Here is a 23540-nt window from a genome sequence, read left to right as displayed (position 1 = left end):
GACGGTGTGACCCTGTTCAGACATCTCTCTTTCGCGGACCCTAGCGCCCGCGACGCCCTGTGTGACCGGTTAGTAACGCGCGTCACGTCTCAACTGGCGGACATCACACGGACGCGACTCACCCGACGCCCCGGACGGCGTAGTTGACGCCCACCGGCGTAACTACGCTGACCGCATGGTCAATCTGACACGCATCTACACCAGGACCGGCGACCAGGGCACCACGGCGCTCGGGGACATGAGCCGGGTCCCGAAGACCGACCCGCGGATCTCGGCGTACGCCGACGCCAACGAGGCGAACGCGGCGATCGGCACCGCCATCGCCCTGGGCCGCCCGGCCGACGACGTCACCGCCGTCCTCACCCGGGTCCAGAACGACCTGTTCGACGTGGGCGCCGACCTGTGCACCCCGGTCGTCGAGAACCCGGAGTACCCGCCGCTGCGCGTCGAGCAGTTCTACATCGACCGCCTCGAAGCGGACTGCGACCGGTTCAACGAGGAGCTGACGAAGCTCCGTTCGTTCATCCTGCCCGGCGGCACCCCGGCCGCGGCCCTGCTCCACCAGGCCTGCACGGTCGTCCGCCGCGCCGAGCGCTCCACCTGGACGGCCCTGGAGACGCACGGCGAGACGATGAACCCGCTCACCGCGACCTACTTGAACCGCCTGTCGGATCTGCTGTTCATCCTGGCCAGGACGGCGAACAAGGAGACCGGGGACGTCCTGTGGGTACCGGGCGGGGAGCGCTGAGCCCGTCCCGGCGACGGCCGGCCCGTCCCCGCCGGCCCCCCGCTCCCGACCCGGCGGCCGGCGGGGACGCCTCCCCCACGACCATGCGGACCGTCCCGGCGGCCGGGTGCGCCTCCCTCAAGATCATTGCGCCGGACGGCAGTTGCACATTCGGGCCATCCAACTCGCAAGTGGTCCAGACCTATTGACCTAAGGTCCAGACCTTTCTATTCTCGCCGCACCGTGGGCGCGAAGGCTCAGTCGCGCCCCCAACCCCCTTTCACCGAGGGAGGCGCGCATGCGCTTCAGACACAGAGCCGCGGCCGGGTTCGCGACCCTGTTGCTCCCGCTGGCCGGCCTGGTCGGCCTGGCGAGTCCCGCACAGGCCGCGAGCACCGCCACCGCCACCTACACCAAGGCGAGCGACTGGGGCACCGGATTCGGCGGCCAGTGGACCGTCAAGAACACCGGCACCAGCGCCATCGCTTCCTGGACCGTCGAGTGGGACTTCCCCACCGGCACGTCCGTCACCTCGGCCTGGGACGCGGACGTCACCTCGTCCGGCACCCACTGGACCGCCAAGAACAAGTCGTACAACGGCAGCATCGCCCCCGGTGCCTCCGTCTCCTTCGGCTTCAACGGCGCCGGCACCGGCTCGCCCTCCAACTGCAAGCTCAACGGCAGCAGTTGTGACGGCACCACGGTCCCGGGCGACTCCGCCCCCTCCGCGCCCGGCACCCCCACCGCGTCCGCGATCACCGACACCTCGGTGAAGCTGGCCTGGTCGGCAGCCACCGACGACAAGGGCGTCAAGAACTACGACGTGCTGCGCGACGGCGCCAAGGTCGCCACCGTGACGACGACCTCGTACACGGACACCGGCCTCACGGCGGGCACCGACTACTCGTACACCGTCCAGGCCCGCGACACCGCCGACCAGACCGGACCGGTCAGCGGCGCCGTCGCGGTGCACACCACGGGCGGCACCACCACGCCCCCCACCGGTGACCAGGTCAAGCTCGGCTACTTCACCGAGTGGGGCATCTACGGCCGCAACTACAACGTCAAGAACCTGGTGACGTCGGGTTCGGCCGCGAAGATCACGCACATCAACTACGCCTTCGGCAACGTCACCGGCGGCAAGTGCGCGATCGGCGACTCCTACGCCGACTACGACAAGGCGTTCACCGCCGACCAGTCCGTCAGCGGCACCGCCGACACCTGGGACCAGCCGCTGCGCGGCAACTTCAACCAGCTGCGGCAGCTGAAGGCCAAGTACCCGAAGCTCAAGGTGCTGTGGTCCTTCGGCGGCTGGACCTGGTCGGGCGGCTTCGGTGAGGCGGCCAAGAACCCGGCGGCGTTCGCGCAGTCCTGCTACGACCTGGTCGAGGACCCGCGCTGGGCCGACGTGTTCGACGGCATCGACATCGACTGGGAGTACCCGAACGCCTGCGGCCTGACCTGCGACACCAGCGGTGCCGCAGCCTACAAGAACCTGATGCAGGCCCTGCGCGCCAAGTTCGGCACGGGCAACCTGGTCACGGCGGCCACCACCGCCGACGGCACCAGCGGCGGCAAGGTCGACGCGGCCGACTACGGCGGCGCCGCCCAGTACGTCGACTGGTACAACGTGATGACGTACGACTTCTTCGGCGCCTGGGACGCGAAGGGCCCGACCGCCCCGCACTCCCCGCTCACCTCGTACACCGGCATCCCGAAGGCCGGGTTCACCACGGCCGACGCGATGGCCAAGTTCAAGGCGGCGGGCGTACCCGCGAAGAAGCTCCTCATCGGCATCGGCTTCTACGGCCGCGGCTGGACCGGGGTCACCCAGGACACCCCGGGCGGCACGGCCACGGGACCGGCGGCGGGCACCTACGAGCAGGGCATCGAGGACTACAAGGTCCTCAAGACGTCCTGCCCGGCGACCGGCACGATCGCCGGCACCGCCTACGCGAAGTGCGGCTCCAACTGGTGGTCGTACGACACCCCGGCGACCATCACGACGAAGATGGCGTGGGCCAAGACCCAGGGTCTCGGCGGCGCGTTCTTCTGGGAGTTCAGCGGCGACACCGCCAACGGTGAGCTGGTGAGCGCGATCAACAGCGGTCTGCAGTAGTCGGACCGACCCCGGACAGCACTCCGCCCGGTCGGCGGGTGAACCGCGGCTATGCCACGTTCACCCGCTGGCCGGGCGGAGCCGCTTCGAGCCAGGCGAGGAAGCCGGTCAGGGCGTCCTCGCCCATCGCGAGTTCGAGGCGCGTGCCCCGATGCAGACAGGTCAGCACGACGGCGTCGGAGAGCAGGGCCAACTCCTCCTCGCCCGCGGGCAGCCGGCGCCCCGCGACCTCGATCGCGGCCCGCTCAAGCACCCGGCGCGGCCGGTAGGCGTAGGAGAAGACCCGGTACCACTCGATGCGGTCCCCGCTGTAGCGGGCCACGCCGTAGCTCCAGCCCTTGCCGCTGGTGTCGGGTTTCTCGGGGACGTCCCAGCGCAGCGAACAGTCGAAGGTGCCGCCCGAGCGCTGGATGAGTCTGCGGCGCAGGCCGAAGACGAACAGCCCCACCACCACAACGGCGACGACGATTCCGCACACAGTCAGAGCGAGGACCATCGACACCGACCTCCTCGTCTCCTAGGTACCCGTACAGGTAACGGAAAGGAAAAAACATCCAGATCTGCCTCAGCCGCGGTCGGCTCCGGATGGCTCCGGTGCCGACCGCGGCTGAGTGACGTCATCACATGGTGCGCTGGTTCAGCGCGCCGCCGCACGCAGTCGTACGTCGGCGCGACGCTCGGCGGTGGCGTCACCCGCGGTCTTCGCCTGCTCCAGCTCGCGCTCGGCGCGCTGGACGTCGATCTCGTCGGACAGCTCGGCGACCTCCGCGAGCAGCGACAGCTTGTTGTCGGCGAACGAGATGAAACCGCCGTGCACCGCGGCGACGATCGTGCCACCGTCACTCGTACGGATGGTCACCGGGCCCGACTCCAGCACACCGAGCAGCGGCTGGTGACCGGGCATGACGCCGATGTCGCCGGACGTGGTGCGCGCGACGACCAGGGTGGCCTCGCCGGACCAGACCTCTCGGTCGGCCGCGACCAGCGCGACGTGCAGCTCAGCAGCCATGAGTGGCTCCTCGGGTCACCACCCGGCGGTCTGCCGGGTGTTGGTTACAAGTCTAGTGGGCGTGACTGAGGGGACGGGACGCGCCCGTCCCCTCAGACGAGCGGGAGGCTCAGGAGACGCCCAGCTCCTTGGCGTTGGCCTTGAGGTCCTCAATGCCACCGCACATGAAGAACGCCTGCTCCGGGAAGTGGTCGTACTCGCCGTCGATGATCGCGTTGAAGGCCGTGATCGACTCGTCCAGCGGGACGTCCGACCCGTCGACGCCGGTGAACTGCTTGGCGACGTGGGTGTTCTGGGACAGGAAGCGCTCCACGCGACGGGCCCGGTGGACGACGAGCTTGTCCTCTTCGCCCAGCTCGTCGATACCGAGGATCGCGATGATGTCCTGGAGGTCCTTGTACTTCTGCAGGACCGTCTTGACGCGCATGGCGGCGTCGTAGTGCTCCTGCGCGATGTAGCGCGGGTCCAGGATCCGGGACGTGGAGTCCAGCGGGTCCACGGCCGGGTAGATGCCCTTCTCGGAGATCGGACGGGAGAGCACCGTCGTCGCGTCGAGGTGGGCGAAGGTGGTGGCCGGGGCCGGGTCGGTCAGGTCGTCCGCGGGGACGTAGATCGCCTGCATCGAGGTGATCGAGTGACCGCGGGTCGAGGTGATGCGCTCCTGGAGGAGACCCATCTCGTCGGCCAGGTTCGGCTGGTAGCCCACCGCGGAGGGCATGCGACCGAGCAGGGTCGAGACCTCGGAACCGGCCTGCGTGAAGCGGAAGATGTTGTCGATGAAGAACAGCACGTCCTGCTTCTGGACGTCGCGGAAGTACTCGGCCATGGTGAGGCCGGCCAGCGCGACGCGCAGACGGGTGCCCGGCGGCTCGTCCATCTGACCGAAGACCAGGGCGGTCTTGTCGATGACGCCCGACTCGGACATCTCCTCGATGAGGTCATTGCCCTCACGGGTGCGCTCGCCGACACCGGCGAACACGGAGACACCGTCGTGGTTGTTGGCGACGCGGTAGATCATCTCCTGGATGAGCACCGTCTTGCCGACACCGGCACCACCGAACAGACCGATCTTGCCGCCCTTGACGTACGGGGTCAGCAGGTCGATGACCTTGACGCCGGTCTCGAACATCTCGGTCTTCGACTCGAGCTCGTCGAAGTTCGGGGCCTTGCGGTGGATCGGCCAGCGCTCGCCGTCGTACTTCTCGTCGACGTTGAGCACCTCACCCAGGGTGTTGAACACCTTGCCCTTGGTGAAGTCGCCGACCGGCACGGAGATGGCGGAGCCCGTGTCGGTCACCGCGGCCTGGCGGACCAGACCGTCGGTGGGCTGCATGGAGATGGTGCGGACCAGGCCGTCACCCAGGTGCTGGGCGACCTCCAGGGTCAGCGTCTTGCGCTCGCCGTCCTTCGCCGGGTCGGCGACCTCGACGTGGAGCGCGTTGTAGATCTCCGGCATCGCGTCGACGGGGAACTCCACGTCGACGACCGGGCCGATGACCCGGGCGACGCGGCCCGTGGCCGTCGCGGTCTCAACTGTGGTGGTCATTAGCGGTCACTCCCCGCGGTCGCGTCGGCCAGGGCGCTGGCGCCACCGACGATCTCGCTGATTTCCTGGGTGATTTCGGCCTGGCGGGCCGCGTTGGCAAGACGGGAGAGCGTCTCGATGAGCTCACCCGCGTTGTCGGTCGCCGACTTCATCGCGCGCCGGGTGGCGGCGTGCTTCGAAGCGGCCGACTGGAGAAGCGCGTTGTAGATGCGGCTCTCCACATAGCGCGGCAGCAGGGCGTCGAGGACGTCCTCCGCCGACGGCTCGAAGTCGAACAGCGGGAGGATCTCGCCCTTGGGGGCTGCTTCCTTCGCCACGTCCTCGAGACTGAGCGGCAGCAGACGGTCATCGAGAGCCGTCTGCGTCATCATCGAGACGAACTCGGTGAACACGATGTGGATCTCGTCCACACCGCCGTCCGCCGTGTCCTTCTCGATCGCCTCGATCAGCGGCGCCGCGACCTTCTTGGCGTCCGCGTACGTCGGCTCGTCGGTGAACCCGGTCCACGACTCCGCGATCTTGCGCTCACGGAAGTTGTAGTGGGCGAGGCCACGGCGGCCGACGACGTAGATCTCGACCTCCTTGCCCTCCCGCTCCAGTCGCCCGGTCAGCTGCTCGGCAGCCTTGATGGCGTTGGAGTTGAAGGCTCCGGCGAGACCGCGGTCGCTCGTCAGGAGCAGCACCGCGGACCGCACGACCGTGTCGGCCTGCGTGGTCAGCGGGTGCTTCGTGTTGGAGCCGGTACCGACCGCCGTCACCGCGCGGGTCAGTTCCTTCGCGTACGGCGTGGAGGCCGCCACCTTGCGCTGCGCCTTGACGACACGCGAGGCGGCGATCATCTCCATCGCCTTGGTGATCTTCTTGGTCGCGGTGACGGATCGGATGCGACGCTTGTAGACCCGGAGCTGGGCTCCCATGAGTCAGGTCCCTTCCTTACGTCACTTGGCCGCGGCCGGGGCGTCCTCGCCGAGAAGCTGGCCGTCCGAGGTCTCGAACTGCTTCTTGAAGTCGGCGATCGCGTCGGCAATGGCGGTGAGGGTGTCGTCCGACATCTTGCCGCCCTCGCGGATGGAGGTCATGAGGCCCTGCTCCTTGCGGTGCAGGTACTCCAGGAGCTCCTTCTCGAAGCGGCGGATGTCGGCGACCGGCACCTCGTCCATCTTGCCGGTGGTGCCGGCCCACACCGAGACGACCTGGTCCTCGGTCGACATCGGCTGGTACTGGGCCTGCTTCAGCAGCTCGACCATGCGCTGGCCACGCTCGAGCTGCGACTTCGAGGCCGCGTCCAGGTCGGAACCGAAGGCGGCGAACGCCTCCAGCTCACGGAACTGGGCGAGGTCCACGCGCAGACGCCCGGAGACCTGCTTCATCGCCTTGTGCTGCGCGGAACCACCGACTCGGGAGACGGAGATACCGACGTTCAGCGCGGGGCGCTGACCGGCGTTGAAGAGGTCCGACTCCAGGAAGCACTGGCCGTCGGTGATCGAGATGACGTTGGTCGGGATGAACGCCGAGACGTCGTTGGCCTTCGTCTCGACGATCGGCAGACCGGTCATCGAGCCGGCACCCTCGGCGTCGGAGAGCTTCGCGCAGCGCTCCAGCAGACGGGAGTGCAGGTAGAAGACGTCACCCGGGTAGGCCTCACGGCCCGGCGGGCGGCGCAGCAGCAGCGAGACGGCGCGGTAGGCGTCGGCCTGCTTCGACAGGTCGTCGAAGATGATCAGGACGTGCTTGCCCTCGTACATCCACTGCTGGCCGATGGCCGAGCCGGTGTACGGCGCCAGGTACTTGAAGCCGGCCGGGTCGGACGCCGGGGCGGCCACGATGGTCGTGTACTCCAGCGCGCCGTTCTCCTCCAGCGCGCCGCGTACGGACGCGATGGTGGAGCCCTTCTGGCCGATGGCGACGTAGATGCAGCGGACCTGCTTGTTCGGGTCGCCGGTGCGCCAGTTGTCACGCTGGTTGATGATCGTGTCGACGGCCAGGGCGGTCTTGCCGGTCTGGCGGTCGCCGATGATCAGCTGACGCTGGCCGCGGCCGACCGGGGTCATGGCGTCGACGGCCTTGTAGCCGGTCTCCATCGGCTCGTGCACCGACTTGCGCTGCATGACCGTGGGGGCCTGAAGTTCCAGCGCGCGGCGGCCGGACGTCTCGATCTCGCCGAGTCCGTCGATCGGGTTGCCGAGCGGGTCGACGACGCGGCCGAGGTAGCCCTCGCCGACCGCGACCGAGAGGACCTCTCCGGTACGGGTGACCGGCTGACCCTCCTCGACACCGCTGAACTCACCGAGGATGACGGTACCGATCTCGCGCTCTTCGAGGTTGAGCGCAAGACCGAGGGTGCCGTCCTCGAACTTCAGCAGTTCGTTGGCCATGGCCGAGGGGAGGCCCTCGACCTTCGCGATGCCGTCGCCGGCAAGGGTGACCGTACCGACCTCCTCGCGCGAGGCCGCGTCCGGCTTGTACGACTGGACGAAGTCCTCCAGCGCGTCCCGGATCTCCTCCGGCCGGATCGTGAGCTCCGCCATCTGGGTTCCCTGCTCTCCTTGTTGGGCCCGAAGTTTCACTTTGGGGGTCTGGGGGCGACCCCCAGGATTCTTCTGCACGGCCCAACCAGGGCCGTAGTGAGTTCGTACTGCCTATTGAGTTGCTGTTCAGCTCGCCAGGCGGCGGCCGGCGTCCTCGATACGGTCCGCGAGGGAGCCGTTGATGACCTCGTCGCCGACCTGCACCCGCACGCCGCCGACGACCTCGGGGTCCACGTCGAGGTTGAGGTGCATCCGGCGGCCGTAGAGCTTCGCGAGGGCGGCGCCCAGGCGCTGCTTCTGCGGGTCGCTCAGCGGTACCGCCGAGGTGACGACGGCGACCATCCGGTCCCGGCGTTCCGCGGCGAGCCGGGACAGGGACTCGAGTCCCGATTCCAGGCTACGTCCACGGGGCGCGGTGACCAGACGGATGACCAGCCGCTCGGTGACGGCCTTCGCCCGGCCGCCGAGCAGCCGGTGCAGCAGCTCGGTCTTGGCCGCGGTGGTGGCCTTGCGGTCGGTGAGCGCGGCGCGCAGACCCGTGCTGGAGGAGATGATCCGGCCGAACCGGAACAGCTCGTCCTCGACGTCGTCGAGCGCGTCGGAACGCTGCGCGGCGGTGAGGTCCGCGAGGTTCGCCAGCTCCTCGAGGGCGTCCACCAGGTCGCGCGACTGCGACCAGCGGGAGCGCACCAGGCCGGAGACCAGGTCGAGGGCGGGCCCGCCGACCTGGCTGCCGAGCAGCCGCCTGACCAGGTCGGCCTTGGCCTCGCCGGCCTGCGCCGGGTCGGTGAGGACCCGACGCAGGGACACCTCGCGGTGGAGCAGCGCGGTGACGGCGGCCAGGTCGCCGGCGAGCGTACCGGCGTCGACGGACGTGGAGTCCGTCAGCGCGTCCAGACGCTCGCGTGCGGCGGCCAGGGCCTCGCGGCTCGCGCCGTTCATCGGGTGGCCTCGGCCTTCGTCGCCTTCTCGTCGAGTTCGTCGAGGAAGCGGTCGATGACCCGGCTCTGCCTGGCGTGGTCCTCGAGGGACTCGCCGACGAGCTTGCCGGCCAGCTCGGTGGCGAGCTTGCCGACGTCCTGGCGCAGCGCGGACGCGGCGGCCTTGCGGTCGGCCGCGATCTGCGTGTGACCGGCGGCGACGATCTCCTCGCGCTGCCGCTGGCCTTCCGCGCGCATCTCGGCGATGAGCGTGGCGCCCTGCTCCTGTGCCTCCTGGCGCAGGCGCGCGGCCTCGTGGCGGGCCTCGGCGAGCTGGGCCTTGTACTGCTCAAGGACGCTCTGGGCCTCGGTCTGCGCGGCCTCGGCCTTCTCGATACCGCCCTCGATGGCCTCGCGACGCTGCTCCAGAACCTTGTTGATGTTCGGAAGAAGCTTCCAGGCGAGGAAGCCGAAGACGATGACGAAGGCGATCAGGCCGATGACGAGCTCGGGGATCGGCGGGACGAGAGGATTCTCCATCTCCTCGGCCGCCAGAATGAGCATCGGGCTCATATCAGTGCCTTTCGTCTAGTGGGCTGTCGCTGATCGGCCGTCGATTACTTGCCGTAGACGAACGGCATGACCAGGCCGATGAGGGCGAGCGCCTCACAGAAGGCGAAGCCGAGGATCTGGTTGGCGCGGATCAGGCCGGCCGCTTCGGGCTGACGGGCCAGGGCCTGGGTGCCGTTACCGAAGATGATGCCGACGCCGACGCCGGGGCCGATGGCGGCCAGGCCGTAACCGATGGAACCGAGCGAACCGGAGACGGCGGCAAGGGTCTGGGACATGCCAGTTCTTCCTTCTTCTTTACGGACCGGTGGGGGTTGGCCACCGGACGATCAGGGGGTGGGAGGCGGGACGCTCAGTGGTGCTCGGCGAGAGCGCCCTGGATGTAGGTGCACGTCAGCAGCACGAAGACGTACGCCTGCAAGGCCTGGATGAAGAGTTCGAAGGCCGTCATCACGATGGTCATGATGAAGCTGACGCCGGCGTAGGCGATGCCGACACCGTTCAGCAGGTACCAGCTGGCGATGGTGAAGAGCAGCAGCAGGGTGTGGCCCGCGAACATGTTCGCGAAGAGTCGGACGGCGTGGGTGAACGGGCGCACCAGCAGGTTCGAGAAGAACTCGATGAGCATGGCGAGCGGCAGCACCGCGCCGAGCGACTTGTCGTAGCCGGTGACGTTCTTGAAGAACCCGACGAACCCGTGGCGCTTGAAGGTCAGCGAGACCCACAGGACGTACACGATCAGCGCGAGGACCAGCGGGTACGCGATGATCGACGTCACCGGGAACTGGGCGAGCGGGATGACCGACCAGAGGTTCATCATCCAGATGAAGAAGAACAGCGAGACGACCAGGGGGACGTACTTCTCGCCCTCCTTCTTGCCGATCGTCTCGTAGACCACTCCGCGCCGGATGAAGTCGTAGCCGGTCTCGGCCACCATCTGGAGCTTGCCGGGCACGACCTTCGGCTTGCGGAAGGCGGCCCAGAAGAATCCGACGATGATGATCGAACCGAGCAGGGCCAGCAGCATCGTCTTGTTGAAGTAGACGTTGCTGTCGCCGTCGCCCCAGAGGGGCTCGAACAGGAACGAGTGCAGGCCCGGAGCGGGGAAGCCACAGCCGTCGAAGATGTGGCAGTCGGTCTCGAAGGCGAGCACCTGCGTCGGGTCAGCACTCACCGCGGGCTCCTTCTGCGTGGCGCATGGGTACGGCAACCTCGTTGTGTCGGCGCGGCGCAGGGCCGCGGTTCGGCACCGGACTGGTGTTACGGATGTGGGTGCGGCTTGGGGGCATCTCGCCTCGCGATTGAGCAGGCGTCAGCTCAGATGCCCGCGCCCGCGATGCCGCAGTTGGCACCGGACGATAGCAGGGTCTCTCCTGCGCACTTATCCCGGCCCTACCCCTCACGACGAGTGCCCCGACTTCTCGGGCTCGACGTAGAGGATCTTGGCCTTCATGTGGGCACGCGTCTGCGCTGCGATCCACGCGAGGGTGCCGGCGACGAGCGTGAGAGCGAAGGCCTTGGGGTTGAACAACGTCGTGTCTTTGAAGATCGCGACGAAGATGAACAGCAGCAGGATCTGCGCCGAGTAGAGCATCAGACCCATCGCCTGGAACAGGTGCGGCAGGGATGCGGCGGTGCGTTGCAGAACGTAGAGCCCGAGGCCCATGAAGACGATCACGATGAGCGCCGCGACGACCGCGCCGACCGCACCCTTGCCACCGGCGGCCACGGCGCTGACGACGGCGGCTAGTGCGCCGACGACAGCCGTGGGCACGGCGGCCTGGGCCAGGATCCGGGCGTCATTGGACGGCATGGCGGCAACTCCGCTTTCACAGGGGGGCAGGGTGTCGTCATGGACGAGCGTAGTCCCGGAGCGAGAGAGAACCTCACGCCAAGGGGCCGTCGCAGTGCGGCCCTTCGGCTCTGTCCGGGGGTTCTCGTGAACCGTATCACAAACTATTTGATGCGGTCTTTACCAAGTGGGTGTGCCTGCTGTCACACATGAGAGTGACAGTGCGCGTCTGCGCGAGTACAGGGGTAACTTGTCTGGTATTCGGGAGGTTTACTCCCCCACGAGTTGGCAATGCTCTCGTCAGATTCTTACCTTGTCGAGTCAGCGCGGTGATGACGCCGACGACGACGCGGAAGACGCAGAGGACGCAGCCGAGGAAGCCGTGGTGGTCGGGCCTGACGCCCTGCCGTCCGCCCCTGACCGGTCGAGGAAGCGCGTACGGCCCCCGATCGCCGTCGCGCCGTTGAAGCGGGCGGCCCCCGCCGCCACCGGAGTCCGCGGCTCGGCCGCGTCCGTGCGCGCCATCTCCTCGGCGGGCGGCCGCACTTCACGCGCGACGGCCTTGCGGCGGCGGTAGCGCGGCGGCACGAACGACTCGGCCCACCGCGGGGCCCGGGGCGTGAAGCGCGGCAGCAGAAGCAGCACCAGACCGATCGCGCTGAGGAACACGATCCCCAACACGATCCACATGGAAGCCGAGTTGACCGAGTAGGCGAGCGCGCCGAAGGCGATCAGCGCCGACCAGAAGTACATGATCAGCACCGCCCTGCTGTGCGAGTGGCCGATCTCCAGGAGCCGGTGGTGCAGATGCCCGCGGTCCGCGGCGAACGGCGACTGGCCGCGCCAGGTGCGGCGCACGATCGCCAGCACCAGGTCGGCCGCCGGGACCGCGATGATCGTCAGCGGCATCAGCAGCGGGATGTAGACGGGCACCATCTGGTGCACGGTGCTGCGCTCGGAGCCGCCGAAGAGGTTGTCGGGGTCGACCTGCCCGGTGACCGAGATCGCACCGGCGGCCAGCACGAGGCCGATCAGCATCGAGCCCGAGTCGCCCATGAAGATCCGCGCGGGGTGCATGTTGTGCGGCAGGAAGCCCAGGCACATGCCCATGAGGATGGTCGCGAAGAGGGTCGCGGGGGCGGCTGCCTCGATGCCGTACGAGTACCAGATGCGGTACGTGTACATGAAGAACGCGGCCGAGGCGATGGTCACCATGCCGGCCGCGAGACCGTCGAGGCCGTCGACGAAGTTGACCGCGTTGATCGTGATGACGACGAGCGCGACCGTCAGCAGGGTGCCCTGCCACTGGGTGAGCGCGACCGTGCCGACGGTCGGCACCGGCAGCCACAGGATGGTGAGCCCCTGCATGACCATCACGCCGGCGGCGATCATCTGCCCGCCCAGCTTCAGCAGCGCGTCGATCTCGAACTTGTCGTCCAGCACGCCGATCAGCCAGATCAGCGCGGCGCCCGAGAGCAGCGCCCGCGGTTCGTTCGACTTCTCGAAGACCTCGTTCAGGTTGGTCAGCTTGTCCGCGACCAGCAGGCCCGCGCAGAGCCCGAAGAACATCGCGATCCCGCCGAGCCGCGGAGTGGGTTCCCGGTGCACGTCACGGGACCTGATCTCCGGCATCGCTCCGGCCACGATCGCGAATTTCCGTACCGGCCCTGTCAGCAGATACGTCACCGCGGCCGTGATGCAGAGCGTCAGCAGGTATTCACGCACGGGCTTCCCCACAGGTCTCGCTGGCCATCTCAGCCCCACACACTAGCGATCTACCGGTACGCGGCGCATATGTGTGGGGACTACCGGGTAGCGACGATGGTTGCACGGGTGGCTGTGCGCCCGCGCACGGCGGGCCTCGTCCGGTACCGCCGCCTACCCCGTACCGCCGGGCCCATTCCGCAAACCGTACCTGTTCGCGGGAGGTCAGCCGGGATACGGCGGGAACGCGGTGACCAGTTCCCGTACCTCCTCGCGCGCCCGCCTGGCCTCCACCCGGCCGCGCAGCACGCCCGCGAGGAGCGCCGCGACGCCCGCCATCTCCTGCTCGCGCATGCCCTGGGTGGTGACGGCCGCGGTGCCGAGGCGGACCCCGCGCACGTCGGCACGGGGCAGCGCGCAGGAGTCGAGCACGATCCCGGCGGCGGCGAGCAGCCCGCGCGCCTCCCGCCCGCCGACGCCGAGCGGCGCGGGGTCGGCGGTGATCAGATGGGTGTCGGTGCCGCCGGTCGTCACCGCGAGGCCCTCCCGCGCGAGGCCGGCCGCGAGCACCCGCGCGTTGGCGACCACCTGGTGGGCGTAGCCGGCGAAGGCGGGCGTCGCCGCCTCCCCGAACGCGACGGCCTTCGCGGCGATGGTGTGCATCTGCGCACCGCCCTGGGTGAACGGGAAGACCGCGCGGTCGACCCGCTCCGCCAGCTCCTCGCCGCACAGCAGCATCCCGCCGCGCGGCCCGCGCAGCACCTTGTGCGTGGTGGCGCAGACGATGTCGGCGTACGGCACGGGGTTCGGCGCCGCTCCCCCGGCGACCAGCCCCATCGGGTGCGCGGCGTCCGCGATCAGATACGCGCCGACCTCGTCGGCGACCTCCCGGAACAGGGCGTAGTCGAGGTGCCTGGGGTAGGCGATGGAGCCGCAGACGATGGCCTTGGGGCGGTGCGCGCGGGCCAGCGTGCGCAGCTGCTCGTGGTCGACGAGGCCGGTGTCGGGGTCGACGCGGTAGCCGACGAAGTCGAACCAGCGGCCGGAGAAGTTGGCGGGCGAGCCGTGCGTGAGGTGGCCGCCGTAGGGCAGCCCGAGGGCGAGCACGGTGTCGCCGGGACGCAGCAGCGCGGCGTAGGCGGCGAGGACGGCGGCGGAGCCCGAGTGCGGCTGGACGTTGGCGTGCGCGGCGCCGAACAGGGCCGTCGCCCGGTCGCGGGCGATCCGCTCGGCGACGTCGACGATCTCGCAGCCGCCGTGGTGCCTGGCGCCCGGGTAGCCCTCGGCGTACTTGTTGGCGAGCGGTGAGCCGAGGGCGGCGAGGACGGCGGGCGAGGTGAAGTTCTCGGCGGCGATCAGCTGGAGCGTCGTCGACTGCCGTGCCAGCTCCCCCAGCAGGACTCCGGCCAGCTCCGGGTCCTGGCGGCGCAGGAGATCGGTGGCATCGGCGGGGATGCGGGTGACCGGCATGGTGGGCTCCGGGCGTCGACGGTGACGTACGTCCAATGTAGGCCCGGGGCGGACGGGGTGCGCGGTGCCGTCACATCCGGGCGGGCACGCCGGTGAGCGCGGTGACCACCGGGTCGAGGGCCTGGTGTATCTCGTCGCCGATGGAGCGGAAGAACGGCAGCGGGGCGCCGTAGGGGTCGTGCACCTCGTCGGCGTCCGCGGTGGGCGCCAGCAGCCAGCCGCGCAGCGCGGCGGCGGCCCGCACGAGGGCGCGGGCGCGGGCCACCAGGCCGTCCTCGAGGGGCGGCAGGGTGGCGGTGTCGATGGCCCGCACCAGGCGGGTGAACTCCTTCAGCGTGAAGGTGCGCAGCCCCGCGGAGTGGCCCATGGAGATGACCTGGGCGCGGTGATCGCGGGTCGCGGTGAGCACCAGGTCGGCCATGATGACGTGCTCGTCGAGCAGCTCACGGCCGACGAACCCGGAGGCGTCGGCGCCGAAGTCGGCGAGGACCGCCTCCGCGTTGGCCTCCATGGGCGCGCCCTCGTGGCCCCAGGTGCCGGCGCTCTCCACGACCAGGCCGCCCATGGGGCTCCCCCCGGCGAAACCGGGGGGAGGGGTGCCGAGGCGGTCCGCGAGGGCATGCCGGTTGAGCCGCTCGGTGATCGGCGAGCGGCACACGTTGCCGGTGCTGACGTGGAGGATGCGGAAGGTGTCACGCGGCAGCCCCGTGAAGGTCCGCGTCTCTTCCCCGTCCCATATGCCACGCCCCGCGTCAGGGGCCGTCAATTCGCCACCTCGAGGTCGGGTACGACCTTGCGCAGCTGCTCGGCCGAGAGGGCGCCGGCCCGCAGCAGCACCGGGACCTGGCCGGTGACGTCGACGATGGACGAGGGGATGTTGGCGGGGGTGGGGCCGCCGTCGAGGTAGACGGAGACGGAGTCGCCCAGCATGTTCTGGGCGGCGTCGCAGGTCTCGGGGGCGGGGTGTCCCGTGAGGTTGGCGGAGGAGACGGCCATCGGGCCGACCTCGTTGAGCAGCTCGATGGCGACGGGGTGCAGCGGCATCCGGATCGCGACCGTGCCCCGGGTGTCGCCGAGGTCCCACTGCAGGGACGGCTGGTGCTTGGCGACGAGGGTGAGCGCGCCGGGCCAGAAGGCGTCGACGAGTTCCCAGGCCAGCTCGGAGAAGTCCGTGACGAGGCCGTGCAGGGTGTTCGGGGAGCCGATGAGGACGGGCGTGGGCATGTTGCGGCCGCGGCCCTTGGCGGCGAGGAGGTCGACGACGGCCTCGGAGGAGAACGCGTCGGCGCCGATGCCGTACACCGTGTCGGTCGGGAGGACGACCAGCTCGCCACGGCGGACGGCGGACGCGGCTTCGCGCAGACCGGTCGTGCGGTCGGTCGCGTCGTTGGTGTCGTATCGCCGTGCCATATCTAGCGGGCCTCCTCGTACACGTGCTGCGGGATGGGAGTGGGGCGCGTGCTCACGGCAGCGCCCTGCGGGCGGTCGCGAACCGCGGCCGGTTGTTGAGGTCGGGGTGGTCGGCAGCGTCGGCCCAGCCCCGTTCCTCGGTGAAGATCCACGGCACCTGGCCACCCTGGGTGTCGGCGTGCTCGATGACGACGACGCCGCCGGGACGCAGCAGGCGGTGTGCGGCCCGCTCCAGGCCGCGGATCAGGTCGAGCCCGTCCTCCCCTGAGAACAGGGCGAGTTGGGGGTCGTAGTCGCGGGCCTCGGGGGCCACGTACTCCCATTCGGTGAGCGGGATGTACGGCGGGTTGGAGACGACCAGGTCGACCTGGCCGTCGAGGTCGGGGAAGGCGTCGAGGGCGTTGCCCTGGCGCAGGTCGACCCGGGAGTCGGCCATGTTCTTGCGGGTCCACACCAGGGCGTCCTCGGACAGCTCCACGGCGTGCACGCGCGAGCGCGGCACCTCCTGGGCGAGGGCGAGCGCGATGGCGCCCGATCCGGTGCACAGGTCGACGATGAGCGGTTCGACGACGTCCATGGCGCGCACGGCGTCTATGGCCCAGCCGACGACCGACTCGGTCTCCGGTCTCGGCACGAAGACGCCGGGTCCGACCTGGAGTTCCAGGTAGCGGAAGTAGGCCCGTCCGGTGATGTGCTGGAGCGGCTCGCGCTGTTCGCGCCGGGCGATGACCTCCCAGTACCTGGCGTCGAAGTCCGAGTCCTTCACGGAGTGCAGCGCGCCCCGCTTCACGCCGTGCACGAACGCGGCGAGCTCCTCCGCGTCGTTGCGCGGCGAGGGCACGCCGGCGTCGGCCAGCCGCTGGGTGGCCTGTGCCACCTCTGCGAGCAGCAGGTTCACGCAAGTCCTCCGTGTCGTACTCGTTCGCGCGTTCTCGCGTCGGTCGTTCTTACGCGGCCGCCAGCTTCGCCGCCGAGTCGGCGTCGACGCAGGCCTGGATGACCGCGTCGAGGTCGCCGTCGAGGACCTGGTCGAGGTTGTAGGCCTTGAAGCCGACGCGGTGGTCCGAGAGTCGGTTCTCCGGGAAGTTGTAGGTGCGGATCTTCTCGGAGCGGTCGACGGTGCGGACCTGGCTGCGGCGGGCGTCCGCGGCCTCCTTCTCCGCTTCCTCCTGCGCGGCCGCGAGCAGCCTGGAGCGCAGGATACGCATCGCCTGCTCCTTGTTCTGGAGCTGGCTCTTCTCGTTCTGGCAGGAGGCGACGACTCCGGTGGGGAGGTGCGTGATGCGCACGGCGGAGTCGGTGGTGTTGACGGACTGCCCGCCGGGGCCCGAGGAGCGGTAGACGTCGATGCGCAGGTCGTTCGGGTTGATCTCGACGTCGACCTCCTCCGCCTCCGGGGTCACCAGGACACCGGCGGCCGAGGTGTGGATGCGGCCCTGGGACTCGGTGGCCGGCACCCGCTGCACGCGGTGCACGCCGCCCTCGTACTTCAGGCGGGCCCAGACGCCCTGTCCCGGCTCGGTGGCGCCCTGGCCGCCCTTGGTCTTGACGGCGACCTGGACGTCCTTGTAGCCGCCCAGCTCGGACTCGGTGGCGTCGATGATCTCGGTCTTCCAGCCGACCCGCTCGGCGTAGCGCAGGTACATCCGCAGCAGGTCCCCGGCGAACAGCGCGGACTCGTCGCCGCCCGCGCCCGCCTTGACCTCGAGGATGACGTCCTTGTCGTCGCTGGGGTCGCGGGGGACGAGCAGCAGCCGCAGCTTCTCGGTGAGCTGCTCGCGCTGCTTGTCCAGTTCCTTGACCTCGGCGGCGAACTCCGGGTCCTCGGCGGCGAGTTCACGCGCGGTCTCGATGTCGTCGCCGGTCTGCCTCCAGGAGCGGTACGTGGCGACGATCGGGGTCAGCTCGGCGTAGCGCTTGTTCAGCCGGCGCGCGTTGGCCTGGTCGGAGTGGACCGACGGGTCGGCGAGCTTCGTCTCCAGGTCGGCGTGCTCACCGACGAGTTCCTCGACGGCCTCGAACATCTTGGGCTCCTGAATACTGCGGGTGAGGGGCAGGCGGGCGACCAAAAACGCCGGTCCCGGCGCGCCCCGTGCGGGGCGCGGCCGTGGACCGGCGATATGGGGCTCGCTACTTCTTGGAGCCGGCGGCGGCCTTGCCGAAGCGGGCCTCGAAGCGGGCCACGCGGCCACCGGTGTCGAGGATCTTCTGCTTGCCCGTGTAGAACGGGTGGCACTCGGAGCAGACCTCGGCCCGGACGGTGCCGGAGTCGATGGTGCTGCGGGTGGTGAACGACGCGCCACAGGTGCAGCTGACCTGGGTCTCGACGTACTCGGGGTGGATGTCGCGCTTCAAGGTGTCTCCTAGGTTCGGGAGGGCGCCGGGTCGCAGCCGCGGGATGCGGAGGCGTGAACCGGGGCCGACGTACCAGTCTGCCAGGACTGGGGCCATCACCCAAAACGGGGGGTCATGGTGATCTATTCCCCCCGGACACCCCGGACGCCCCCGGACTCCCCGCGCGCTCCCCGGACTCCCGCGCTCCCCGCGCTCCCCCGGCGCCGCCCGCTCGCCCGCGCCGGGGCCCGGGGGCCTTATCCGCCGCCGACGACGCCGGCGGCCTCGCCCGTGGCGGTGCCCTCGGTGGCCGACCTGGGGATCGGGCGGTCGTTCTCCAGGGCCGTCCACATCTGCCGGGCCTTGGCGTCCTCGACGAGGACGCGGTTGGCGTCGGCGGGGTCGTAGCGGACCGGCATGGTGACCATCGTCAGGTGGCGGGAGGAGATGCCCTTGAGGCCCTCGGCGAAGGTGACCAGCGAGTTCACCGAGCCGAGGTCGGAGTCGGCGGTGACGGTCTTGGTGGCGGTGTCGGCGAGGTCGTAGAGCTTCTTCGGGTCGGTGAGGACGCCGATGCTCTTGACCTGGTCGACCAGCGCCTTCACGAAGGCCTGCTGGAGCTGGATGCGGCCGAGGTCGGAGCCGTCGCCCACGGCGTGCCGGGTGCGGACCAGGCCGAGGGCCTGCTGCCCGTCGAGGCGGTGGGTGCCCGCGGCGAGGTCGAGGTGGCTCTCGGGGTCCTTGATGGCCTTGGTGGTGGTGACGTCGACGCCGCCCAGCTCGTCGACGAGCTTCTGGAAGCCGTTGAAGTCGACCTCCAGATAGTGGTCCATGCGGATGCCGGTGAGCGACTCGACGGTCTTGACGGCGCAGGTGGCGCCGCCGGTGGAGTACGCGGAGTTGAACATGACGCCGGAGGCCGCGTCGTGCTCGGTGCCCCGGGTGTCGGTGCAGGCGGGCCGGTCGACGAGGGTGTCGCGCGGGACGGAGACCACGGTGGCCTTCTGGTGGCCCTTGTAGACGTGCACGATCATCGCGGTGTCGGAGCGGGCGCTGCCGTCGTCGGCGCCGCCGCCGAGCCGCTTGTTGGCGCCCGAGCGCGAGTCCGAGCCGAGGACCAGGATGTTCTCGGAGCCGTTGTCGACCTTCTTGGGCCGGTCGGTGCCCAGCAGCTGGTTGATGTCGACGCTCTTGATGTTGCCGTTGAGCTTGAAGTAGACGTAGCCGGCTCCGGTGCCGCCCAGCAGGACGATGCCCGCCGCGGTCCAGGCCATCACGACCATGGCCGTGTGGTGCCGGCCGCGTGGCCCGCGCCTGCGGCCCTTGGCGCCTCGGCGTGGGCCGGTGGGCCCGGTGTCGCCCGGTATGCCGGGCTCCGGCGTGCTCTCGGCGGACATGTGCTCCTCGCATCTCGTCCCGGTCGGTTACCCCCTGCGTTCAGGGACAGGTCTGGTCTTTTCGACCCTTACCGCACCATCCTCACCCCGTCAGGTCAGACGGGGAAACCGGGGAAAGCGTTGCACGGCGCCAGGAGACCGCTCGGTGCCGCGCCGGACACGAGGCGTGACGGCCGCACCGCGACACGCCTCGCTCACCTGGGGTGACGGCACCGGACGCCGGCCGCGCCGGACGCCCGGCGGACGGGGGCGGCTGTGGCAAAGGTCTCGCCCCGGGGACGGGGACGGGGATACGGAGGCGGGGGCGCGGACACGGAGGCGGCCCCCGTCACGTCCGTGACAGGGGCCGCCTCGCGCACTTCCGGAGAACGGTCAGTCGCCGTTGCCGGGGGTGGGCGTCGTCTTCTGGATCTGCATCAGGAACTCGCCGTTGGACTTGGTCTGCTTCATCTTGTCGAGAAGCAGCTCGATCGCCTGCTGCTGGTCGAGCGCGTGCAGCACCCGGCGCAGCTTCCAGACGACGGCCAGCTCCTCGGCGCCGAGCAGGATCTCCTCCTTGCGGGTACCGGACGCGTCGACGTCCACCGCCGGGAAGATGCGCTTGTCGGCGAGCTTCCGGTCGAGCTTGAGCTCCATGTTGCCGGTGCCCTTGAACTCCTCGAAGATCACCTCGTCCATGCGGGACCCGGTGTCCACCAGGGCGGTGGCGAGGATGGTCAGCGAGCCGCCGTCCTCGATGTTGCGGGCCGCGCCGAAGAAGCGCTTCGGCGGGTACAGGGCCGTCGAGTCGACACCACCGGACAGGATGCGGCCGGAGGCCGGGGCGGCGAGGTTGTACGCGCGGCCCAGGCGGGTGATCGAGTCGAGCAGGACGACGACGTCGTGACCCAGCTCCACCAGGCGCTTGGCGCGCTCGATGGCCAGCTCGGCGACGGTCGTGTGGTCCTCGGCGGGACGGTCGAAGGTCGAGGAGATGACCTCGCCCTTCACCGACCGCTGCATGTCGGTGACCTCTTCGGGACGCTCGTCGACCAGGACGACCATCAGGTGGCACTCGGGGTTGTTGTGCGTGATGGCGTTGGCGATCGCCTGCATGATCATGGTCTTGCCGGTCTTCGGCGGGGCCACGATCAGACCGCGCTGGCCCTTGCCGATCGGCGACACCATGTCGATGATCCGGGTGGTCAGCACGCCCGGGTCGGTCTCCAACCGCAGGCGGTCCTGCGGGTAGAGGGGCGTCAGCTTGTTGAACTCCGGCCGCCCGCGGCCGTGTTCGGGCGCCATGCCGTTGACGGAGTCGAGGCGGACCAGCGCGTTGAACTTCTCGCGGCGCTCGCCCTCCTTCGGCTGCCGGACCGCGCCGGTGACGTGATCGCCCTTGCGCAGACCGTTCTTGCGGACCTGCGCGAGGGAGACGTACACGTCGTTGGGGCCCGGCAGGTAGCCGGAGGTGCGGATGAACGCGTAGTTGTCGAGGATGTCGAGGATGCCCGCGACGGGGATCAGCACATCGTCGTCGGCGACCTGCGGCTCGGCCACGTCGTCACGGCCGCGACGGCCACGGCGGTCGCGGTAGCGCCCGCGACGGCCACGCCTGCCGCCCTCGAAGTCGTCGTCGTCCTGGGGACCGTTGTTGCGGTCCTGCGGGCCGTTGTTGCGGTCCTGCCGGTCCTGCCGGTCCTGGCGCTCCTGCCGGTCCTGACGGCCGCCGCCCTGCTGCTGGCGCTGGCCGCCCTGGCCCTGCTGGTCGTCGCCCTTGCCGCGGCGGTCGCGGTCGCGGCCACCGCGGTCGCGGTCCCGGTCCCTGCGGTCGCGGCGGCCGCGGCCCTCGGCGTCACCGGCGTCGCCCTGCTGGGACTGCGCCTCCGCCTTCGGCTCGCTCTTCGTCTCGACGACGGCGCTCTCGGCGCCCGCGGGGCTGCCCGCGTCGGCGGTGGCACGGCGGCGACGGCGCTCGGCGGGAGCGTCGTCCCCGGAGCGCTCGGCGTCGCCCGCGCGGGAGGGGCCGCCGGCCGGCTGGCCGGGGATGTCGATCTGCTGCTGGGCCGCGGCCTTGTCGGCGGGGGCCTCGGCCGCGGCCTTCTTCTCCGCGACGGCGGCGGACTCCTCGCCGGTGCGGGCCTTGGAGGTGGCCCGGCGCTTCGGCTTGGTCTCGGGGGCGGCGTCGGCCTTGGCCGGAGCGGCTCCGCCGCCCGCCTGCGCCTCCTTGATGACCTCGATCAGCTGGCTCTTGCGCATCCGCGCGGTGCCCCTGATACCGAGGCCCGAGGCGACCTGCTGAAGCTCGGCCAGCACCATGCCGTCGAGGCCGGTACCGCGGCGCCGCCGGGAGCCGGCACCGGCGGCAGGCGCGGAGGCGTCCGTGGCGGGCGCGGCAGCGGTCTCCTCGACACGCGCGCCCATCAGATCGGTGGTGTCGCTCACGAAGGGTCCTTCCCTGGAGCGGACGTCGGCCTGTCTGGCTCGGCGACCGGTTGTGCTGTCCGGCTGCGGTCCTTGCTGTGTGGACCGTGCCGGGGCGGTGGTCCGCCTAAGCGGCGGAGGAAATTTCTGGTGATGGCGCTTCCCGAAGACGTGGCACCTGAAGTCGGTGTCACGGGGCTTGGTCGCACCAGTTCCGGAGCGTGCCCGGCAAGTCGCTCAGTGCCGACGCACGAGGTACCGCTCAGGTACGTCGTACGGAACACCGTGCGGCTTGGGAGGCTCCCGGAAGAATGTCTGTCCCGGACGGGGACACGAAGCACCTCGCCATGGTGGGGTCGGGTGCAGACTTGAGATTAACACTACCGGATCCAACAAACATTCCCCCTCTCGAAATCCGGCAACCAGGTGTCAGGGCGCAAGCGGGAGCACGCTCGCTCCCCGGGCGTCGAGCCGCAGCCGGTTCGCGGCCCAGCCCTCGCCTGCCAGATGGGCGACCTTGTCGGCGCTCGCCTCGTCGGCCAGCGCGAGCACCGTGGGGCCCGCGCCCGAGATGACGGCCGGCACGCCGTCGGCCCGCAACCGCTCCACGAGCGCCGCGCTCTCCGGCATCGCCGGGGCCCGGTACTCCTGGTGCAGCCGGTCCTCGGTGGCGGGCAGCAGCAGCTCGGGGCGGCGGGTGAGGGCCTCGACGAGCAGCGCGGCGCGGCCCGCGTTGGCCGCGGCGTCGACGTGCGGCACGGAACGCGGCAGCAGTCCGCGCGCGGTCTCCGTCAGCACCGGCTTCCCGGGCACGAAAACCACCGGAACGATGGAATCGGCGGGCTCCATCCTGATCGCGCGCGCGGCGCCCGCCTCCATCCAGGAGAGCGTGAACCCGCCGAGCAGACAGGCGGCGACGTTGTCGGGGTGGCCCTCGATCTCGGTGGCCAGCTCCAGCAGCGCGGCGTCGTCGAGCTTGTGGTCGCCGCCTATCGTCACGGCGCGGGCGGCGACGATGCCGGCGCAGATGGCGGCCGACGAGGAGCCGAGCCCGCGGCCGTGCGGGATGCGGTTGGCGCAGACGATCTCCAGGCCCCTGGGCTGTCCGCCCAGCAGGTCGAAGGCGGTGCGCAGGGAGCGGACGAGCAGGTGGTTCTCGTCCCGGGGCAGGGTCGCGCCGCCCTCACCCGCGATGTCGATGTGCAGCCCTGAGTCGGCCACCCGGACGACGACGTCGTCGTAGAGCCCCAACGACAGGCCGAGGGCGTCGAAGCCCGGACCGAGGTTGGCGCTGGTGGCGGGGGTGCGCACCCGGACGGCGGCGGCGCGGAACGCTGGACCGGCCATCGCTCGATGACTCTCCTTGAGCTGCGTGATTGTCGAAGACACTCGATGACATTCGATACGTACGGGGAGACCCAGGGGCCGCGGAAACGGCGAGGCACCGCGGATATGCGGAGGCATATGCTGCGGGCGGGTTCGGTACAGCCTATCGAAGGAAGGTTCTGTGGCGACATAGGGCGCACAGGAGGCGCACGATGCGTGTCGTAAGCCCCTCGTGCACCTTTCCCAGGGCTTTCCCGGGCCCGGGGCTCCCGGAGCGCCCCCGGC

The 23540-nt window shown here is 70.0% G+C and carries 22 protein-coding genes; 2 read left to right on the top strand and 20 right to left on the bottom strand.

From position 1 onward, the window contains the following. The first annotated feature begins 175 nt into the window (after positions 1–175). Positions 176–748, top strand: a complete 573-nt coding sequence (locus DDJ31_RS26075; RefSeq protein ID WP_127177950.1) for a cob(I)yrinic acid a,c-diamide adenosyltransferase — start codon at positions 176–178, stop codon at positions 746–748. A 277-nt stretch (positions 749–1025) separates the two neighbouring features. Further along, the gene (locus DDJ31_RS26070) at positions 1026–2846 is read left to right on the top strand and encodes a glycoside hydrolase family 18 chitinase (RefSeq protein ID WP_127177951.1); all 1821 of its coding nucleotides are present in this window, start codon (positions 1026–1028) and stop codon (positions 2844–2846) included. 49 nt (positions 2847–2895) lie between these two features. Here DDJ31_RS26070 and DDJ31_RS26065 read toward each other — a convergent pair whose 3' ends face one another. The 20 genes from DDJ31_RS26065 to thrB form a co-directional block, all read right to left on the bottom strand. Continuing rightward, positions 2896–3342 carry a DUF2550 domain-containing protein gene (locus DDJ31_RS26065; protein ID WP_127177952.1) on the bottom strand — a complete coding sequence of 149 codons (447 nt, stop codon included), beginning with the start codon at positions 3340–3342 and terminating at the stop codon, positions 2896–2898. 141 nt (positions 3343–3483) lie between these two features. Further along, on the bottom strand, positions 3484–3855 hold the full coding sequence (locus tag DDJ31_RS26060; protein ID WP_127177953.1) for a F0F1 ATP synthase subunit epsilon: 372 nt from the start codon (positions 3853–3855) through the stop codon (positions 3484–3486). Positions 3856–3964: 109 nt separating this feature from the next. Beyond that, complete coding sequence (atpD, locus tag DDJ31_RS26055) at positions 3965–5401, bottom strand: F0F1 ATP synthase subunit beta (protein WP_127177954.1); 1437 nt, start codon at positions 5399–5401, stop codon at positions 3965–3967. After that, positions 5401–6318 carry a F0F1 ATP synthase subunit gamma gene (locus DDJ31_RS26050; protein WP_127177955.1) on the bottom strand — a complete coding sequence of 306 codons (918 nt, stop codon included), beginning with the start codon at positions 6316–6318 and terminating at the stop codon, positions 5401–5403. Before DDJ31_RS26050 ends, atpD begins: the two co-directional genes overlap by 1 nt. A gap of 21 nt (positions 6319–6339) precedes the next feature. Further along, positions 6340–7929: a F0F1 ATP synthase subunit alpha gene (atpA, locus tag DDJ31_RS26045; protein WP_127177956.1), complete on the bottom strand. Its 1590-nt coding sequence runs from the start codon at positions 7927–7929 to the stop codon at positions 6340–6342. A gap of 126 nt (positions 7930–8055) precedes the next feature. Next, positions 8056–8871, bottom strand: coding sequence for a F0F1 ATP synthase subunit delta (locus DDJ31_RS26040; protein WP_127177957.1), 816 nt, complete (start codon positions 8869–8871; stop codon positions 8056–8058). After that, positions 8868–9422, bottom strand: coding sequence for a F0F1 ATP synthase subunit B (locus DDJ31_RS26035; protein ID WP_127177958.1), 555 nt, complete (start codon positions 9420–9422; stop codon positions 8868–8870). Before DDJ31_RS26035 ends, DDJ31_RS26040 begins: the two co-directional genes overlap by 4 nt. Positions 9423–9466: 44 nt before the next feature. Beyond that, positions 9467–9697: an ATP synthase F0 subunit C gene (gene atpE / locus DDJ31_RS26030; protein WP_024884520.1), complete on the bottom strand. Its 231-nt coding sequence runs from the start codon at positions 9695–9697 to the stop codon at positions 9467–9469. 74 nt (positions 9698–9771) lie between these two features. Further along, positions 9772–10593 (bottom strand): F0F1 ATP synthase subunit A, encoded by an 822-nt coding sequence (atpB, locus tag DDJ31_RS26025; RefSeq protein WP_127177959.1) that lies wholly within the window; start codon positions 10591–10593, stop codon positions 9772–9774. A 225-nt stretch (positions 10594–10818) separates the two neighbouring features. Next, positions 10819–11232, bottom strand: a complete 414-nt coding sequence (locus DDJ31_RS26020; RefSeq protein ID WP_127177960.1) for a hypothetical protein — start codon at positions 11230–11232, stop codon at positions 10819–10821. Positions 11233–11532: 300 nt separating this feature from the next. Next, on the bottom strand, positions 11533–12936 hold the full coding sequence (locus DDJ31_RS26015; RefSeq protein ID WP_240678075.1) for an MraY family glycosyltransferase: 1404 nt from the start codon (positions 12934–12936) through the stop codon (positions 11533–11535). A 204-nt stretch (positions 12937–13140) separates the two neighbouring features. After that, positions 13141–14385 (bottom strand): serine hydroxymethyltransferase, encoded by a 1245-nt coding sequence (glyA, locus tag DDJ31_RS26010; RefSeq protein WP_127177961.1) that lies wholly within the window; start codon positions 14383–14385, stop codon positions 13141–13143. A gap of 70 nt (positions 14386–14455) precedes the next feature. Next, positions 14456–15151, bottom strand: a complete 696-nt coding sequence (locus tag DDJ31_RS26005; protein ID WP_127177962.1) for a protein-tyrosine-phosphatase — start codon at positions 15149–15151, stop codon at positions 14456–14458. Further along, positions 15148–15795: an L-threonylcarbamoyladenylate synthase gene (locus DDJ31_RS26000; protein ID WP_127177963.1), complete on the bottom strand. Its 648-nt coding sequence runs from the start codon at positions 15793–15795 to the stop codon at positions 15148–15150. Before DDJ31_RS26000 ends, DDJ31_RS26005 begins: the two co-directional genes overlap by 4 nt. Before the next feature lie 52 nt (positions 15796–15847). Further along, positions 15848–16693 carry a peptide chain release factor N(5)-glutamine methyltransferase gene (prmC, locus tag DDJ31_RS25995; protein WP_127177964.1) on the bottom strand — a complete coding sequence of 282 codons (846 nt, stop codon included), beginning with the start codon at positions 16691–16693 and terminating at the stop codon, positions 15848–15850. A gap of 49 nt (positions 16694–16742) precedes the next feature. Next, positions 16743–17819, bottom strand: coding sequence for a peptide chain release factor 1 (gene prfA, locus DDJ31_RS25990; protein WP_127177965.1), 1077 nt, complete (start codon positions 17817–17819; stop codon positions 16743–16745). A 106-nt stretch (positions 17820–17925) separates the two neighbouring features. After that, a complete protein-coding gene (rpmE, locus tag DDJ31_RS25985; RefSeq protein WP_093834436.1) occupies positions 17926–18150 on the bottom strand; it encodes a 50S ribosomal protein L31 in 225 nt (74 codons plus the stop codon). A gap of 236 nt (positions 18151–18386) precedes the next feature. After that, a complete protein-coding gene (locus DDJ31_RS25980) occupies positions 18387–19526 on the bottom strand; it encodes an LCP family protein (RefSeq protein WP_127177966.1) in 1140 nt (379 codons plus the stop codon). 372 nt (positions 19527–19898) lie between these two features. Continuing rightward, on the bottom strand, positions 19899–21950 hold the full coding sequence (gene rho / locus DDJ31_RS25975; RefSeq protein ID WP_127177967.1) for a transcription termination factor Rho: 2052 nt from the start codon (positions 21948–21950) through the stop codon (positions 19899–19901). A gap of 408 nt (positions 21951–22358) precedes the next feature. Beyond that, entirely contained in the window at positions 22359–23276 is a 918-nt protein-coding gene (gene thrB, locus DDJ31_RS25970; protein WP_127177968.1) for a homoserine kinase, read from the bottom strand. Positions 23277–23540: the final 264 nt, after the last annotated feature.

It is taken from the genome of Streptomyces griseoviridis (genome assembly GCF_005222485.1).
Classification (GTDB): domain Bacteria; phylum Actinomycetota; class Actinomycetes; order Streptomycetales; family Streptomycetaceae; genus Streptomyces; species Streptomyces hintoniae.
Note: the sequence above shows the minus strand (reverse complement) of the source record. Positions and strands in the feature narration are given on the sequence as shown.

Bases quoted from the DNA above. Each gene is read 5' to 3' on its own strand.
- atpE (WP_024884520.1), bottom strand. From the start codon at position 9,697: ATGTCCCAGACCCTTGCCGCCGTCTCCGGTTCGCTCGGTTCCATCGGT.
- DDJ31_RS26040 (WP_127177957.1), bottom strand. From the start codon at position 8,871: ATGAACGGCGCGAGCCGCGAGGCCCTGGCCGCCGCACGCGAGCGTCTG.
- DDJ31_RS26035 (WP_127177958.1), bottom strand. From the start codon at position 9,422: ATGAGCCCGATGCTCATTCTGGCGGCCGAGGAGATGGAGAATCCTCTC.
- DDJ31_RS26075 (WP_127177950.1), top strand. From the start codon at position 176: ATGGTCAATCTGACACGCATCTACACCAGGACCGGCGACCAGGGCACC.
- DDJ31_RS26020 (WP_127177960.1), bottom strand. From the start codon at position 11,232: ATGCCGTCCAATGACGCCCGGATCCTGGCCCAGGCCGCCGTGCCCACG.
- DDJ31_RS26070 (WP_127177951.1), top strand. From the start codon at position 1,026: ATGCGCTTCAGACACAGAGCCGCGGCCGGGTTCGCGACCCTGTTGCTC.
- atpD (WP_127177954.1), bottom strand. From the start codon at position 5,401: ATGACCACCACAGTTGAGACCGCGACGGCCACGGGCCGCGTCGCCCGG.
- prfA (WP_127177965.1), bottom strand. From the start codon at position 17,819: ATGTTCGAGGCCGTCGAGGAACTCGTCGGTGAGCACGCCGACCTGGAG.
- DDJ31_RS26060 (WP_127177953.1), bottom strand. From the start codon at position 3,855: ATGGCTGCTGAGCTGCACGTCGCGCTGGTCGCGGCCGACCGAGAGGTC.
- thrB (WP_127177968.1), bottom strand. From the start codon at position 23,276: ATGGCCGGTCCAGCGTTCCGCGCCGCCGCCGTCCGGGTGCGCACCCCC.
- atpA (WP_127177956.1), bottom strand. From the start codon at position 7,929: ATGGCGGAGCTCACGATCCGGCCGGAGGAGATCCGGGACGCGCTGGAG.
- DDJ31_RS26065 (WP_127177952.1), bottom strand. From the start codon at position 3,342: ATGGTCCTCGCTCTGACTGTGTGCGGAATCGTCGTCGCCGTTGTGGTG.
- DDJ31_RS26050 (WP_127177955.1), bottom strand. From the start codon at position 6,318: ATGGGAGCCCAGCTCCGGGTCTACAAGCGTCGCATCCGATCCGTCACC.
- glyA (WP_127177961.1), bottom strand. From the start codon at position 14,385: ATGCCGGTCACCCGCATCCCCGCCGATGCCACCGATCTCCTGCGCCGC.
- DDJ31_RS26000 (WP_127177963.1), bottom strand. From the start codon at position 15,795: ATGGCACGGCGATACGACACCAACGACGCGACCGACCGCACGACCGGT.
- DDJ31_RS25980 (WP_127177966.1), bottom strand. From the start codon at position 19,526: ATGTCCGCCGAGAGCACGCCGGAGCCCGGCATACCGGGCGACACCGGG.